The organism is Flectobacillus sp. (genome assembly GCF_049240685.1).
GTDB lineage: Bacteria > Bacteroidota > Bacteroidia > Cytophagales > Spirosomataceae > Flectobacillus.
In genome coordinates this window covers 311-16,741 of sequence record NZ_JBMLSD010000066.1, presented here as the reverse complement: position 1 = coordinate 16,741, position 16,431 = coordinate 311, and the positions used below count along the sequence as shown (strand labels likewise).

Genomic DNA, 16,431 nt, shown 5'->3' with positions numbered 1-16,431 from the left:
TATAAATATTAGTACAAAATAAAAATTAAGATTGTGCTATGGGCTTTCAGGTATCAGCTTTCGGCGGTGGGCTTTGGAAAAAAGCATGGCTGTGGTTATTAAAAAACATTTTAACACTCTTTGCCTAGTGCCTATTGCCTAAACTCATAAATTAAATCTTATTCTGCACGATTACTTATCTATGAATAAAAATTTACGAAATACTTAATCATAGATACATGGGATTGTTGAATTCAATGATATTGACAGGAAGGTAAAAAGAAGGGTTGCACTGTTTGTTAAAAATTCTTAAAATGTAGATCTCGTATTGAAGAATTTGGTCATGTGACTTAAGTGAATTGATTGTATCTTAACAGTAGAGACGCAATGATTGCGTCTTAAGCCGAGTCATATCTAGCATAGTAATATCAAAAAGGGGGCAGAAAGTATTTTCTGCCCCTTTTTTAAACTTAGAGATTCCCCCTAGCTTCACATTTCATACTTAGCTAAAATACTGCCCAGTGGTTGTAGCTAGCAAGTCCGCTAAAGATATATCTTCTTGTTTGATAAAACCTGTTTGTGGGAGTTTGCCATCTGCTACCAATTCTACTACCGCCACAATCGAAGCTGCTGTAGTCCATGAAATCGCTCGCCAATGTTTCCCATCAATCTTGATTGGTGAATAGGCACGATAAAACTCTTCACGCTCGATGCGGTCGTTTTTCCAGCCTTCCACTACGGCATAAACATATACCACATCTTCCTGAACAGGAGGTTTTGCTTCTGTAAGAATTTCTTCTATCAACTCACGACGGTCTTTCAAGATTAATTCATACAATAAAAAACGCATCAACTTACCATGCCCAGGATAGCGAATGGTTTTGTAATTAAGCGTGTCTACCTTCCCTTCATAAGTTTCGCACATCGTTCCCAAACCACCCGAAGTACTGAAAGCTTCAAATTCCATACCTTCGATATTGATGGTTTCGAGGCCATCGAGCGCAGGCACAAGCTTGACTTTACCATTATGAATTACCTCACAGTCATTGATATACTCATTGATTACGCCAGCAGGCGACCAAGTAAACGAATAACCCAATAAGCCATTAGGATATTTGGGCAAAGCACCAACTCGTAGCTCAATATCTCTCAAACGAGTAAAGCGATTGGCTAAGTCTGCCCCGACAATTCCGATAAAACCAGGCGCCAAACCGCACTGCGGTGCCAACACTGCACGACTTCCACGGGCTGCCATTTCACGAATAGCAGTTGTAGTAGGAACATCCTCGGTCAAGTCAAAATAATGTTTGCCAGTCTGATAGGCAGTTTCGGCTATGGCCAAATTCAGATTGTAAGGCATACAAGATACCACTGCATCAAAATCTGGTATCAATTTTTCGAGCAATGCACGGTCTGTCACATCCCCTTTGAGTGTTGGAAAACCAACTTCTGTAGCTGGACTATTTTTATCGAGACCAGTCACCTCAAATCTTTTGGAAAGTAAAACCCCTACCAAGGAGCCCACTTTTCCCATTCCAATTACAAGTATTTTTTTCATAATAAATTAATGTTTAAAAGAGGGATCAGGGGAAAGGCAAAGAGGGGTTAGTGGGATTAGTGATGAGTTGTGAATGATGAATTGTGAATGTAAATTTTAGATTACTAACACTTTTATCAAGGAAATCAAGACGAAAAGCATTGCGCCTCTACTATCCCCTGACCCCTCTACCCTAATGCCTAAACCACTTTGTACCTGTTCCCTAAATAAAAAACTCTCCCCTAACCCCTCTCCCCTAATGCCTAAAAAACTATCTCTTCGTCATCTCAAAAAGATTCGTAGCCTGTTCTCCCAAAAAGCCGTCAAACCAAACTTGTTGACCATCTTGTTCGATATAGTTACGCTCAGCTAATTCGTAGTACGCATACGACCATTGCAATTGCCCTTCGCTTCCATCCTCTTCTATCACAGGACAAAGTTCGTCAACTGCTTGGGTCGAACTCTGACGAAGTTTGCTTCCCTTAGCACCTTCAATAGCAGGTTTGATTGGGATACCTGCATCTTCCAGCGCTTTCATGGTTGACTCAATATCATCCCATCCTTCTACTTTTTGATAATTGATATAAGCCGTAAAGTGGTTTACCGAATTGCCGTGCAACAAAGTCCACGCTGCAAACTGAGATACTTTATTTACCTCGAGAATGGTGCTTCTTTTGGCTGGCTTCCAAGGACGACCAAAGAATTTAACTAATGCCGCCACCAAAACTTCAGCTTTGTCATCGGATAACTCTTTGCTTTCGGCAAGTTCAGCCAGATAGTTCCGTGCTTCTCCAGCAAGAGCATCTTCGCCAGAAGCAACTGCCTCATTAATCAGTGCTTGGGTATCTGATGGCAATTCTGCTACTTCAAGCTGGGTAACAAAGAATTTCGGAAAATTGATATTGGTTGGATGTTGATAATGAAATGAATTCAAATGTTTTGAAGGAAAAGAATAGGGTGCAATTTTTACATAACCCAAACTTTCTAATACTTCTGAAATAGCTACAATTCCTGCTTTTTGCTCTCCTGTAAAAGTATTAAATGTACGGAATGCACAGTGGTCATTTACTACCTGACCACCTTTTGCCAAAACCATGTCGGCATACGCATGCGCATAACTTACCCGTTGGCAGTAATTTTGCCAAAGCTGTTCCATCAAAGATTGGGTTATCGCTTCTTGATTTTTCATAAATGCTTAATTAGTTAATAGTTTATTAGTTTGTTATCAAATATTGGAAAAAGACTAGAAAGAGTTTCGCCTGTTTTTATCCAATACTTTCCCATTTAAAAATCAAATTTTATTCCTTGTGCCAAAGGCAAAGTTGTGCCATAGTTAATGGTATTGGTTTGGCGGCGCATATAGGATTTCCATGCATCCGAGCCTGATTCTCTTCCTCCACCTGTTTCTTTTTCACCACCAAAAGCCCCTCCAATCTCTGCGCCTGACGTACCAATATTGACATTGGCAATACCACAATCTGAGCCATTAGCTGAAAGAAATTGTTCGGCCTCACGAAGATTTAGGGTAAAAATGGCTGATGAAAGTCCTTGTGGTACATTGTTCTGAATCGCAATAGCCTCATCTATAGTGCTGTACGATAATAAGTAGAGAATAGGCGCAAATGTTTCGTGCTGCACTATAGCAAAATCGGGTTTGGCCTCGGCGATACATGGACGCACATAACACTCTGATTCAAAGCCTGCACCTTCCAAAACCTCTGCATCGATGAGCATTTTTCCGCCTTGTTCTACGACTTGCACCGCGGCAGACAAATAGGCTTTCACAGCATCTTTATCAATCAGCGGGCCTACGTGATTGTTAGCATCAAGTGGATTTCCAATTCGTAATTGGGCATAAGCTTTAACCAATCGTTCTTTTACTTGTTGATAAATAGAATCATGAATAATCAAACGACGTGTGCTTGTACAACGCTGTCCAGCGGTACCCACAGCACCAAATACCACAGCAGGAATTGCAATGTTTAAATCAGCATTTTCGGTAATGATAATGGCATTATTTCCGCCTAACTCCAGAAGACATTTGCCAAAACGTTCCGCCACTTTAGTTCCCACAGCACGCCCCATGCGAGTAGAGCCTGTTGCTGAAATCAAGGCTACACGTTTGTCCGAAACCAACCAATCTCCTACCTGAGCCTTGCCTGTAATAATCGAAGATAATCCTTCAGGAAGATGATTTTGACGTAATACCTCCGAAATAATATGCTGACAAGCGATAGCAGTCAGAGGCGTTTTTTCAGAAGGTTTCCAAATACAAACATTGCCACAAACCCATGCCAACATGGCATTCCATGACCAAACAGCTACAGGGAAGTTAAAAGCAGAGATAATTCCTACAATCCCAAGTGGATGCCATTGCTCATACATACGATGTGAGGGGCGCTCGGAATGCATGGTCAGCCCATACAACTGACGAGAAAGTCCAACGGCAAAATCGCAGATGTCGATAATTTCTTGAACTTCGCCCAAGCCTTCTTGAAGACTTTTGCCCATCTCGTAAGAAACTAATTTCCCCAAATTTTCTTTGTGCTTGCGAAAAGCCTCTCCCATTTGGCGTACAATTTCGCCACGCTTTGGGGCTGGGATATTACGCCATTCAATAGCGGCATTTTGTGCTTTGCTCAAAACCAACTCATAGTCTTCTTGAGTAGTCTGATATACTTGGGCTATCAGTTCGGCATCAACAGGTGAAAAAGAATCAATCACTGTATCGCCCGACGACCATGATTTGAGTCCTGTGCTTGTACCGTGATTCAACTGGGCAATACCCAGCGACTTGAGTAATTCATGCATAGTTTACAATAGTTTGTTGTAAAAGGGCAATAGCATTCAGCCCCAATTTTTCATTAGGATATAATAAAGATTGTCAAATGATTGACAGGAATGTCGTTGAATTGAATTTTTCGAAATCTAGGGGCTATTATTCAAATTTCCAAACATTTTTAACCAGATTGAACGCTAAATGATATACGCAACAAAAGTAGAAAAATATTACTTTTCTAAGTCTAAAAAATTTTAGGCTATCCTAAAATTTGGAAGTATGGTATTTAACTCAGATGAAAATTATCTTTGTAGCACGAAAAAAAATTAAAAAAAATATGCAAATATCTTATCGACACGGAACCGTAGAAGACATTTTAAGCGTATCCGCGGCTATCCCTGAGTTTGAAAATCTGTATGCCAAGGATGTTTACCAAGAACGTTTTGAGCATTCGCCCAAACACCTCATCCTTGTGGCTTATGACGAAGACATACCTGTTGGCTTCAAAGCTGGCTATCAAAAGACGAATGATGGTTCATTTTACAGTTGGATGGGTGCTGTTTTGCCAGCCTATCGAAAACAAAAAATTGCCAAGAATTTAGCAGATCAAATGGAAGATTGGGCCAAAAAAGAAGGGTATTCGAGCATTATCTTCAAAACTAGAAACTATTTGAAAGCCATGCAGATTTTTGGTATTTCTAATGGTTTTCATATAATAGATTTTGAAAAACGTGAGCCCATCGAGCAAAGTCGAATTTTATTACAGAAGTTTTTATGAAGCGGTATTTTAATGATAAGTTAGTGGGCAAAGTAAAACTTAATTATTGAGCTTTCGGCTCTCAGCCATGGTCTTTGGGCAAAAATATATCTTTGATTATTAAAAAATATTTTAAAACGATTTGCCTTTCAGCCAATGCAAACAACTGATAATCAAGACACAAACTATCAATCTGCTTCTTTTTTAAAAATACTTGAAAAAATATTTCAACCGCCCTGCAACTTTCCTCTATCAAGCTGCATCTTATGGATAAATAAGCTAACCACTCATCCAAACAGATTACCATTCATCCTGTTTTCTGGAATAAAAACAGTACTATGTATTGCATAATACTATACAAAACCTATAACTTTGAATTGTAATTAAAAATCGCCTTGAGCGACTAACGATTCAAAGCACAAAAAAACTTACAAGTCACATGAAAAAGCTCATAGTATTGACCTCTTTTGTAATTGCAACTTCGGTTAATTTCGAGTCGTTAGCTATTGGATTTCCACACAATCTTTTGGCACCTAAAAAGACTGAAAAAAAGGTCGCCAAAGAATCAAAAACAAAGCCTAGCCTTTCTGTTGCCAAGCTGAAAGAAAAAAGTAAACTCGTAGCTATGGGAGCTACTATCCTAGGCGCTATGTTACAACAAAATAAAGGTTAATTTTTATAAAGAAGATTTTAGATAAGTCTTATTGCTTTGGTGTAAATACCCTATTTCACCAAAATCGCTATGGCTTTTCGTCAAGATATTGCGCCCATATTCGAACCTATTTGAATGTTTGGGGGCTTAAGATTTTAAATTTAGTTTTGGTTTAAGGATTCTTTTGTAGCGACTTCTCATAGAGGCCGCTACATTTGTTATGATGGCTTTGAGCTTTCGGCATTCGGGTCTTGGGTTTCAACCTAATTTGTGTTCATTAATTAATGCCTCTGATAACTAATATACTATTAACTAATAACCTCCTTTTACAGCTTAAATCCTTCTATATATTTCACAATCTCGTCCTCCTGTTTTGGGTCAAACCATTGGAAATCATCTTGATTACGAAACCAAGTCAATTGGCGCTTAGCATAACGACGAGTATTTCTTTTAAGCAAACGCACCATTTCCTCTCGGTCATATTGTCCATCCCAATGCTCATATATTTCTTTATAGCCCACTGTTTTTAAGGCATAGTGTTCTCGGAATGGTAATGCGCTTCTTGCCTCCTCCTCTAGTCCTTGGGCCAACATCAAATCCATTCTTAAGTCAATACGAGCGTATAATTCTTCCCGTGGTCGTTCAAGAGCAATTTTAATGCATTCAAAGGGTCTTTCCTTTTTTTGTTTTTTCCGAAAAGCCGAAAAAGGCTGTCCCGTAGCCAAGCAAACTTCCAAAGCTCTCACAATTCGTTGTGGATTCTGTTGATCTACTTCTTCAAAATAAACGGGGTCAAGTTCTCGGAGTTGAGTGGTCAAACTATCCAGTCCTTCGGTTTCCAAACGTGCCATTAAGGACTCACGTAGCTCCAAATCTGCTTCGGGCATTTCGTCGAGTCCATCGGTTACGATTTTGATAAACATCCCCGACCCACCTGTCAAAATGGCTACATCTTTACGCGTAAATATTTCGTCTAACACTGCCAAACAATCACGTTCGTAGTCGCCTACGGAGTAATAATCAGCAATGCTATGAGAGTCGATAAAGTGGTGTTTTACTCCTTGCATTTCCTCAGCCGTAGGCTTGGCTGTACCAATTGCCAATTCTTGATAAAACTGACGAGAATCTGCCGAAACCACTTCTGTATCGAAGTATTTGGCAAGCTTGACACATAAGTCTGTTTTGCCAACGGCGGTTGGACCAGCAATGATAATTAAGTATTTTGACGAATTTGACATACTACAAATTTACACAAAACATTTAGTGATTTACGATTGAGAGAATGAGTGATTATTTTAAATTTTTATTCTTGTTGAAGAAACGTAACACATTTTACGTCTTCAACCATGCTATATCAAGCATTATAAAACCAAAAAGCGGTCGAAAAAATAATTTTCGACCGCTTTTTGATAAAATTATGAGAATCATTCTAGTAAAATCGGGATTGCTTGAATAGAATTGATACGTTTTGATTACGAATAATTTATCTCATCAATCTATCAAACCTAATCCTGCAAGATTGTATCTAGGTTATTTTTACATAAGTTAGTCCGCAAAATAAAATTTAATTTTTGTGCTTTCGGCTTTCAGGTATGAGCATTCGGCAAAAACATATCTAGCCTTACTAAAAAACATGTTAACACTCTTTGCCTTGTGCCTATTGCCTAAACACATAACTTAAATCTAATTCTGCACAATTACTTAAGTTAGTCCGCAAAATAAAATTTAATTTTTCGGCTTTCGGCTTTCAGGTATGGGCATTCGGCAAAAACATATCTAGCCTTACTAAAAAACATGTTAACACTCTTTGCCTTGTGCCTGTTACCTGTTTCCTAAAACACATAACTTAAATCTAATTCAGCATTCATGCTTCATAACTACCAGAATACTGTGTAAAGAACCACAAGAATACCGACAATTACCGTTGCACCAACCGCAAATGCTGTGTTTGTTTTGAACATAGAAGCATCAATCTGCAAGGCTTTTTCACCGCTCTTGGTTGATGAATCTGCCAAACCTAATACTACCATCATCAACACACAGATTAAGAATGTTAATCCCATACGGTCAAGGAATGGAATAATATGGTGTCCTTCGCCATCTAAGAATGATGAATAAAACACAGTATCATACATACCAGTCATTTCTGGCAAATCTTTCAAAATCAATGAAATGACTACTGAACCAATCGTTGCTGCCATCGCACCGGCCGAGTTGGCACGTTTCCAGAAGAAACCTAACAAGAATACAGCAAAGATACCTGGAGATACATAACCCGTCATTTCTTGGATAAAGTCAAAACCACCTTTTTTATCGATACCCAAATATGGAGAAATCAAAATTGCCAGTACCATTGCTACCACAATTACAATACGACCTGTTTTTACCAATTGTTCTTCTGAAGCATCCTTTTTAAAGAATTTTTGATAAATATCTAGGGTAAAAATCGTCGAGATAGAGTTTGCTTTACCAGCCAAAGATGCTACGATAGCCGCTGTCAAGGCTGCAAAAGATAGACCTTTCAAACCTGGCGTCAACAAGTTCAATAATACTGGGTAAGCGTGGTCAGCATTTACTGTACCATCTGCGCCAAGCATTTCTTGTTGGAACATACCGTTTGCGTGCAATACGTAAGCCGCAATACCCGGCAATACTACGATGATTGGCATCAATAATTTTAAGAAACCTGCAAACAACAAACCTTCACGAGCTACTGGTAACGAAGCACCCAAAGCACGCTGTGTAATATACTGGTTACATCCCCAATAGTTCAAGTTTACAATCCACATACCACCTACCAATACGGTCAAACCTGGCAAAGAAGTAAAGTTTGGATTATCTCTTTTCAAAATCATGTGGAAATGGTCATCTGCCTTATTGAAAATATGGCTTAAACCTTCCATTGCACCTTGTGAACCAAACTGATCTGACACCAAAGTCAAAGCCAAGTACGTAGTACACAAACCACCCAAAATCAAGAAGAATACCTGAATTACGTCTGTAAAACCAATTACTTTCATACCACCCAAAGTGATGATTACCGCAAAAATGGCTAATCCCCACATACACAAGGTAAAGTCAAGACCTGAGATAGTCGAAACCGCCAATGCACCAAGATATAGGATAGAAGTAAGGTTTACTACAACATATAAAATCAACCAGAAAACAGCCATAATCGTACTCACGGTAGAGTTATAGCGCTGTTTCAGGAATTGTGGCATTGTAAAAATTTTGTTCTTCAAGTAAATCGGCATAAAGAATACCGCCACGATAATAAGCGTAGCAGCTGCCATCCACTCATACGTCGAAATTGCCAAACCCATTTTGTAGCCGTTACCAGCCATTCCAATGAACTGTTCTGCCGAAATGTTTGAAGCAATCATTGATGCTCCAATTGCCCACCAAGTAAGCGAACCTTCAGCTAAGAAGAAATCTGTAGAAGATGCTTCTTTTGATTTTTTCTTTTGATAAATCCAGTAGCCATAGCCAGCCACTACCACGAAATAAATGAGAAACACCAGATAATCAATAAGTTCCAGTCCTTTGTGCATGGGTTGAATTGATTTGAATAGTTTATAATCAGGGATAAATTAAATTTTGAATCTGAAAGTTACAATTTTAATAGCAAAACAAACAAGGCAATATGTATTTATTTACTGAATACTTATATTACTATTGCCATAAAAACTTGAAATTAATTCTGATTTTATAAGAATAATCCAAATTTTTTGGATGCTCAAATGATTGCACATTCTCTTACACAGTTCTACACTGTTCTATAAAAACAAAAATACTTGAACCTATACAACAATTGCAACTTTTTGATAAAAAAAATAATTTATTCAAGGCACAATATGTCTCATTTTGTATTTTTTGTAGAGACGTAATACTTTACGTCTTAAGCCAAGTCATATTTTGTACTGCATCTAACAATTTAGCGATTTAGTGATTTAGCGAATGAGTGATTATGTTAAAATTTGTATTCTCTTGGTAGAGACGCAATGATTGCGTCTTATACTGAGTAAAATCCAGTATGGGAGCATCAAAAAAGCGGTCGGAAAATATTTTCCGACCGCTTTTTTGATGAAAACTTGGAGGATAACCCCAATCTTAAAATTCGGGATGACTCATGTTGCTATTAATATGCTATGCTTGACTCGGCCTGAGACCTAAAGTATTACGTCTCTACGGGTAATTACAAACTTGGCTCAATCAAAACTACCTCTTCTTTATCCACAATCACCTGACCTTCAAGCAAGTCTTTGGTTTTGCGAACATATTTTTTGGGCGTGACAATCACTGGGCAAAGTGTATCATTTTTTCGCTTAGAATAATAGGCTGCAATACCTGCTGCTTTTTCGATAACATTTACTGGAAACTTCTTCCCTGCTTGTCGACGAATCACCACGTGCGAACCTGATACATCACGAGCGTGAAGCCATAAGTCTTCTTTGCGGGCATATCTTTGAGTAAGTAAATCGTTATTTCTGGCATTTTTCCCGATTAAGATTTCCCAACCTTGATAATTCACATATTTGAATAAATCTTGCACGGTAAGCACTTGTTTATCATTTTGCTCAATAACATTATTCTTAATGTATTTTCGCAATTCTCGCAGACTTTCGATTGCTTCCACTTTGCTGATATGCCCCTGCAATTCTTGCATCAACTCCTCTTTGGCCTCGATATTCTCCATCAACTTTTGGATTTCTATCTTTTCATTTTTGGCTTTTCGATAATAGTTTTCTGCATTTTTTTGAGGCGTCAAATCTGGTTTCAATCGTACTTTAATAGGCTTATCACGATAAAAATCATATAATTCTATCACTTCTGTTCGCTCAGGAATCGCATGCAAGTTGGCCATAATAATATTGGCAATTTCTTCGTGCTTTACATCCTCCTCCAAACTCGAAAGTTGGGTATATGATTTATCAATATAAGTTTGAGTACGTAGTATCTGCTTTTGCAAATGACGAATACATTGCCCTTTCTCTTTGTCAAAAACATTGATTTTAGCAAAAGAATAGTAAAGTTCATTACTTGCTAAAATGGGGTCTGTCAAGGTTTTCACCAATTCGCCACCCTCTTGTACCATCGACAGCACAGGCTGGTAATCAATGGTCTTGATATAAAACTGAGAAGCTTCTAACTCTTTAAGGATTTCTTGGATAATGGCCCATTGCTCTTCGAGCGAGGGATGTTCCAAAGCCTTAATTTTTCCCTGAATTAGCTTGACGATTTCTTTTCCAAAAGTTGGAAACAAGGCATTAAGCTGTCCATTGGCCGCCACAAAAGCCTCAAAACTTTGGTCGAGAGGACGGTCGAGCGTTTGGAGAGATAGGTTATTATCGACTACCAATTTGTTATGAAACAAATCCAAGACCTCGTCACCTTCAAACAAGACAATATTCGAGCGATTGCCATACATTTTGAATAACAGGGTAAAATTGTTTTCAAAATACAGCGCAAAAGCCCTTTCGTTCAAGAATTGTTGAATTCTCTCAACCCTCAAACCATTGATTTCTTTGAACAAATCCACCGAATTTCGCCCAGCACGACGAAAATCATCAGGAAAATTCAAGCAGGCAAAATCGGGATGCAAGACAGCTTTTATATAAAAATCACGTTTTTTTCTCCACTGTTTTCCATCGGTACAAAAGCCTAAGACTAATTCATCTTTTTCTTGCGAAAAACATTCGGCAAATACCAAACCTACCAACTCCTCCTCCAATCGCTTCGAAAGCTGTCGAAGAAAATAATAATTCGTTTGCATTATAATATCTGTTAATCGTACCATCGAATATTTGATACGATATGGGGTTTCAATCTCAAAACACAAAGTTACGCATAATTATCCTTTATGCTGTAGCTCCCAACTATTCAGCAACGAAGTCAAACACGTATCATCCTTGTTTGCATCATTTTCTCCAATTACTTGAGTAAATTTGTGGATATTATGCACAGCGCTATCAAAAGCCATGCAACTATCAAAAATGAGATTTTATGTTATTTGAAGATACTTACAAAACCATTACAGGCTCGGCTGAAGGGCTTTTTAAAGATAAAGGCAGTAAATTTTTTGCCTATGCCTATCCTATTGAAGACGAGTCGGAGGTAAAAGATTTAGTGGACCAACTCAAAAAGGAGCACTTCAAAGCAGTACACCATTGCTATGCCTATCGTTTGGGACAAGACCGAACCAATTTTAGGGTCAATGACGACGGTGAACCATCTGGTTCGGCTGGAAAACCTATTTTGAATGTATTATTGTCAAAAGACATAACAAATATTTTGGTGGTAGTGGTTCGTTATTTTGGGGGTACTTTATTAGGTGTTCCGGGTCTGATTAATGCCTATAAAACCGCTACTCAAGAAGCATTAGCTGAAGCAGAAATCATTGAAAAGACGGTTAATGAAATCTACGAAGTACGTTTTGAGTTTGTTCAAATGAATGATGTCATGAAAGTGGTAAAAGAATTTGGGCTAAAAGTCAAGAATCAACTTTTTGATAATCAATGTACTTTACAGCTAGAATTTCGTAGAAATATGACCAATCAAATCATTGGCAAACTCGAAAAAATCGAACCAATTGAGATTGAGCATATAGCGACAGTCTGACGAAGAGCTTTCAGCCATGAGTAATTAGCAAATGGGTAAGTTTTTATGCTGACTGCCGATAGCTCAAGGCTAAAACCTCAAACATGAGCAATTACTAAATTCAACACTCCGCACTCAAAACTCATCAATCCCCAAAATGCCCATAATCGAGTCATCTTACAAAGCAAAACATATCTGGAAAAATCCACATTTCTCGACTATTTACCCTTCTACGCTTCGTAAGGTTGAGGGGGTGCATTATACACGTGAGCGTATTGAATTGCCTGATGGGGATTTTTTGGATTTGGATTGGAGTAAAAGTACTGTCCCAAGTAAATCGCTGGTCATTTTTACACATGGGTTTCTGGGCAACTCTACACGACCTTATATCTTGGGAGCAGCCAAACTATTCAATCAAAACCATTGGGATGCCGTTTGCTGGAATCATAGAGGGCTGAGTGGTGAAAATAATCGTTTGGAACGCCTAACTACTCATGGCGATTCTCAAGATTTGGCATACGTGGTCAATCATTGTTTGGCGATGCAACACTATACCCAAATTACCTTGGTGGGATATAGCAAAGGTGGAAATATATCCTTAAAATATGCTGGAGAGCAAGGCGCAAACATAGCTCAAGAAATTAAATCAGTTGTAGCTATCTCTGTTCCTACCGATATTCAAGGAAGCGTGGATGCGATGGGTGCTGAAGGCTTTTATGCGAATCGCTTTAAAAGTAAACTTCATCGTTTTTTACAAAAAAGAACAGAGTTGATTGACCCAAAATGGTTTTCATTATTTGAAAAATACAAAACATTAGACGAGTTTACAGGAGAATATATTGCGCCTTTGCACGGTCTCAAAAATGCTGCTGATTATTATGATTCATGTAGTGCGATTCATGTGGTAGACCAAATAAAGGTTCCTTCTTTAATCCTAAATGCCGCTAACGACCCTGTATTATCAGAAAGTTGTGCAATTTTGGATAGAGCTAAAAAGTCAGATTATCTTTTCAGTGAATACCCTGCTCATGGCGGACATTGTGGTTTTTACGCACCTAATCAAGATGGCATTTACTGGGGTGATTATAGGACTTGGGAGTTTGTGAAGGACAACCATAACAGATAATCATTTGATTACACATAGTTTAGCATTATACAAAACATATCTTTACTTTTACAAGAAAAATACATCTACTTATGAATAATAATATTCCTGGCTTAAAAATCAATGAAACTGATTTTAAGTCACCCAACGGAAAGATTGGTAAAATAGCTGTCTTATTATACACAGGTTCGGGAGAGCCTTCCAAGATACTAGACTTTGCTGTTCAACAATATGTTGGAACAAAACCTTATTATGAACTTATAGACGCTCATTTGGACAATCCATGGATGCGTGTTATTATCAGTGACCATCTCAATGAGCTGAGTCAGGAAGATTTTGACATTACTAAACATAAACTAGAAGCCTAAGAAGCTTTTCAATGTGAATCAGATACTCTATTTGAAATCTTCATTTCTACCCTATTATGATCATCAATAACACTCGCGAAAATGCCATCGTGGATGCAATATGTCTATGGATGGGCTACCAACTCCGAATTGGTAGAGAACAGTTAATTCACGAAGCAAGTCTCCGTTATCCCATTGCTGATACCATTACTGCCTTTGGTACTCACATCGAACGTGTGGCACTAGAAAAACTTCATCCTTTATTCAAAAGCAGGAAAATAGATTTAGTTATTTATGAAAAAGACTTGCATGAAATAGATGCTGGTTTGTCCGACATCGAAGAAGTGTTCGAATTTAAACTTGCCAAGAAAGATACCTCTAACATTAACACAGAAGAACCTCAGAGACTATTTGATGATATAATAAGACTTGCCTACTATAATCTTTGGACGGGGAAAAATACCTATTTTCTAATTTGTGGAAAATACGATGAGTTTAAAACCTACTTTGTCGGGCAATCTAATAATGTTATTTCCTATCAATCGAAATTCTTAATACCACCACGATATGCTGCGGCGAATACTACTGACCTGTATCCTCAAACTGACAAATGGGAAGAAGCAGGGCTATATAAAGACTTGTTTAGTTTCGGCGTTGAAGAGTCTAAAATTAAGCAATTCACCATACAAAATGATTGGAGCTTAAACAGCTTTCAAAAGAGTTATTTAATAAGAGAAGGAGTTGCAAATACTTTTCAATTTACAGAAAGCCTAACGATAAAAACTACCTGTCTTGCTATTACTCCAGCTGGTGAGAAAAATAAAACTCATGCCGCTGGTATTTGGAGGATTGAAGGATTTTAAATCTCCTATCAGAAATAATTCTATCTTTGTGAAACGCTGACACCCCATTATTTCCGTATCCTATGCAACCTTACTCAAGTCAATACAACGATATTATTCATCAAGCCATTAGCAAATATGTTTCGTTCTCAACAGAAGAATTAAGCATTTTGAATGACATATTGGCTTTTAAAAAAGTACCAAAAAAAACCTTTCTTCTCAAGGCTGGGGATATTTGCGATATTGAAGCATTTATCGTAAAAGGCTGTGCAAGAACCTATTACTTAGACGATAAAGGGGCTGAGGTAATCTTACAATTTGCCGTGGAAGGCTGGTGGGTAAGCGACATTGCAAGTTTTCACGAACAAGTTCCAAGTAATATTTTTATCGAGACACTTGAAACTTGTGAGATTTTATACCTTGACCACAAAACCAAAGAAACACTTCTCGAAAAAGCACCTAGATTTGAACGTTTTTTTCGTTTACTAGTACAACGTAACTTGTCTGTTACTCAAAACAGATTAATCAATACCATTGCCAAACCTGCCACAGAAAAGTACCTTGATTTTCTAAAAAGATATCCAAGTATTCCTCAGAGAGTTCCTCAGCATTATATTGCTTCGTATTTGGGTATTTCTGCCGAATTTCTCAGTAAAGTCCGCGCCAAATTGGCAAAACAGTTTTAGGCTGTAAAGCCTTATGCATTAGGCTATAAGCAAAAAATACAGGTCATTTCCAAATCTTCAAATCACCACATCTTCAAATTTAACTTCATTTCCAAATCTTCAAATTATCAAATTTTCAAATTATCCCTAAATTCTTGTCCTAGTTCAATGTTTTGAGGCTTGCGCTTCGTGCATCTTTGTATTGTTCATTTAACAAAACGATTTACAAAGATGGAACGCAAGGAATTTCTTAAGAAAGGTATATTGGGAACTGGCATGTTTGTGAGTTCTAAAGTTCTAGGAAAAGAGCTCAACAATCATCAAAATGATGAATTGCTACCTTTGGAAGTAATCGGTTTGAATCATTTACCCAATCCTCAGACAAAAATCATGGCAAATACCATATTGCATAAAGCCGATACTCGCGGCTACGCCAATCACGGATGGCTAAAAAGCCACCATACTTTTAGTTTCGCAAATTATTACAATCCTGAAAGAGTGCATTTTGGGGTATTGCGTGTATTGAACGACGACCAAGTGGCAGCAGGTCGTGGCTTTGGTACGCACCCACATGACAACATGGAAATTATCTCAATTCCATTAGAGGGTGATCTTGAGCACAAAGACAGCATGAACAATGTGGCTGTTATCAAAAAAGGAGATATTCAGGTAATGAGTGCAGGTACAGGTGTATATCACAGCGAATACAACCGCAATAGCGATAAAGAAACGAAGTTTTTACAAATTTGGGTGTTTCCTAACAAGAAAAATGTAACGCCACGTTATGACCAAATGACCCTAGATATCGCCGACCGTCGCAACCGCCTACAACAGGTTTTATCTCCGAATCCAGAGGATGAGGGTGTTTGGATTCATCAGGATGCATGGTTTCATATCGGAACTTTTGATGCTGACACTAGCACCAACTACGACATCAAGCGTCAAGGAAATGGTGTATATGCTTTTATCTTAAAAGGTGATTTTGAAATCGATGGTCAAACCGTTAATCAACGTGATGGCTTGGGTATTTGGAATACAAAATCTATTGCTTTGAAAGCCCTAACACAAGATGCAGAAATCCTGTTGATGGATGTACCAATGACATTGTAAGAGGCAAAGAGGCAAAGAGGCAAAGAGGCAAAGAGGCAAAGAGGCAAAGAGGCAAAGAGGC

General features: G+C 38.1%; 14 protein-coding genes. 8 read left to right on the top strand and 6 right to left on the bottom strand.

Annotated elements, in window-relative coordinates; all coding sequences use genetic code 11:
- Positions 1–481: 481 nt before the first annotated feature.
- From ACOVQ4_RS03210 to ACOVQ4_RS03200, 3 genes are all read right to left on the bottom strand, one after another.
- A complete protein-coding gene (locus ACOVQ4_RS03210; RefSeq protein ID WP_421819214.1) occupies positions 482–1,537 on the bottom strand; it encodes a saccharopine dehydrogenase family protein in 1,056 nt (351 codons plus the stop codon).
- A gap of 250 nt (positions 1,538–1,787) precedes the next feature.
- Positions 1,788–2,705, bottom strand: a complete 918-nt coding sequence (locus ACOVQ4_RS03205; RefSeq protein WP_283345245.1) for a DUF1338 domain-containing protein — start codon at positions 2,703–2,705, stop codon at positions 1,788–1,790.
- A gap of 95 nt (positions 2,706–2,800) precedes the next feature.
- Positions 2,801–4,327, bottom strand: coding sequence for an aldehyde dehydrogenase family protein (locus ACOVQ4_RS03200; RefSeq protein ID WP_421819213.1), 1,527 nt, complete (start codon positions 4,325–4,327; stop codon positions 2,801–2,803).
- A 305-nt stretch (positions 4,328–4,632) separates the two neighbouring features.
- Between ACOVQ4_RS03200 and ACOVQ4_RS03195 the strand changes: the two genes are divergently transcribed.
- Both ACOVQ4_RS03195 and ACOVQ4_RS03190 read left to right on the top strand, forming a co-directional pair.
- Entirely contained in the window at positions 4,633–5,073 is a 441-nt protein-coding gene (locus ACOVQ4_RS03195; RefSeq protein ID WP_421819212.1) for a GNAT family N-acetyltransferase, read from the top strand.
- Between the two features lie 418 nt (positions 5,074–5,491).
- Entirely contained in the window at positions 5,492–5,725 is a 234-nt protein-coding gene (locus tag ACOVQ4_RS03190; RefSeq protein ID WP_421819211.1) for a hypothetical protein, read from the top strand.
- A gap of 305 nt (positions 5,726–6,030) precedes the next feature.
- Here the strand turns inward: ACOVQ4_RS03190 and miaA are convergent, their stop codons facing one another.
- From miaA to ACOVQ4_RS03175, 3 genes are all read right to left on the bottom strand, one after another.
- Positions 6,031–6,942 carry a tRNA (adenosine(37)-N6)-dimethylallyltransferase MiaA gene (gene miaA, locus ACOVQ4_RS03185; protein WP_421819210.1) on the bottom strand — a complete coding sequence of 304 codons (912 nt, stop codon included), beginning with the start codon at positions 6,940–6,942 and terminating at the stop codon, positions 6,031–6,033.
- Positions 6,943–7,581: 639 nt separating this feature from the next.
- Positions 7,582–9,255 carry a sodium/sugar symporter gene (locus tag ACOVQ4_RS03180; protein WP_421819209.1) on the bottom strand — a complete coding sequence of 558 codons (1,674 nt, stop codon included), beginning with the start codon at positions 9,253–9,255 and terminating at the stop codon, positions 7,582–7,584.
- 644 nt (positions 9,256–9,899) lie between these two features.
- The gene (locus ACOVQ4_RS03175; RefSeq protein ID WP_421819208.1) at positions 9,900–11,477 is read right to left on the bottom strand and encodes an NFACT RNA binding domain-containing protein; all 1,578 of its coding nucleotides are present in this window, start codon (positions 11,475–11,477) and stop codon (positions 9,900–9,902) included.
- 230 nt (positions 11,478–11,707) lie between these two features.
- Between ACOVQ4_RS03175 and ACOVQ4_RS03170 the strand changes: the two genes are divergently transcribed.
- The 6 genes from ACOVQ4_RS03170 (at position 11,708) to ACOVQ4_RS03145 (ending at position 16,370) form a co-directional block, all read left to right on the top strand.
- On the top strand, positions 11,708–12,322 hold the full coding sequence (locus ACOVQ4_RS03170; protein WP_095166981.1) for an IMPACT family protein: 615 nt from the start codon (positions 11,708–11,710) through the stop codon (positions 12,320–12,322).
- A gap of 136 nt (positions 12,323–12,458) precedes the next feature.
- Positions 12,459–13,427 (top strand): YheT family hydrolase, encoded by a 969-nt coding sequence (locus ACOVQ4_RS03165; RefSeq protein WP_421819207.1) that lies wholly within the window; start codon positions 12,459–12,461, stop codon positions 13,425–13,427.
- A gap of 71 nt (positions 13,428–13,498) precedes the next feature.
- Positions 13,499–13,774 (top strand): hypothetical protein, encoded by a 276-nt coding sequence (locus ACOVQ4_RS03160; RefSeq protein ID WP_095166977.1) that lies wholly within the window; start codon positions 13,499–13,501, stop codon positions 13,772–13,774.
- A gap of 56 nt (positions 13,775–13,830) precedes the next feature.
- On the top strand, positions 13,831–14,616 hold the full coding sequence (locus tag ACOVQ4_RS03155; RefSeq protein WP_421819206.1) for a hypothetical protein: 786 nt from the start codon (positions 13,831–13,833) through the stop codon (positions 14,614–14,616).
- A 62-nt stretch (positions 14,617–14,678) separates the two neighbouring features.
- Positions 14,679–15,281 (top strand): Crp/Fnr family transcriptional regulator, encoded by a 603-nt coding sequence (locus tag ACOVQ4_RS03150; RefSeq protein WP_421819205.1) that lies wholly within the window; start codon positions 14,679–14,681, stop codon positions 15,279–15,281.
- A gap of 210 nt (positions 15,282–15,491) precedes the next feature.
- The gene (locus ACOVQ4_RS03145) at positions 15,492–16,370 is read left to right on the top strand and encodes a pirin family protein (protein WP_421819204.1); all 879 of its coding nucleotides are present in this window, start codon (positions 15,492–15,494) and stop codon (positions 16,368–16,370) included.
- The last annotated feature ends 61 nt before the right edge of the window (positions 16,371–16,431 follow it).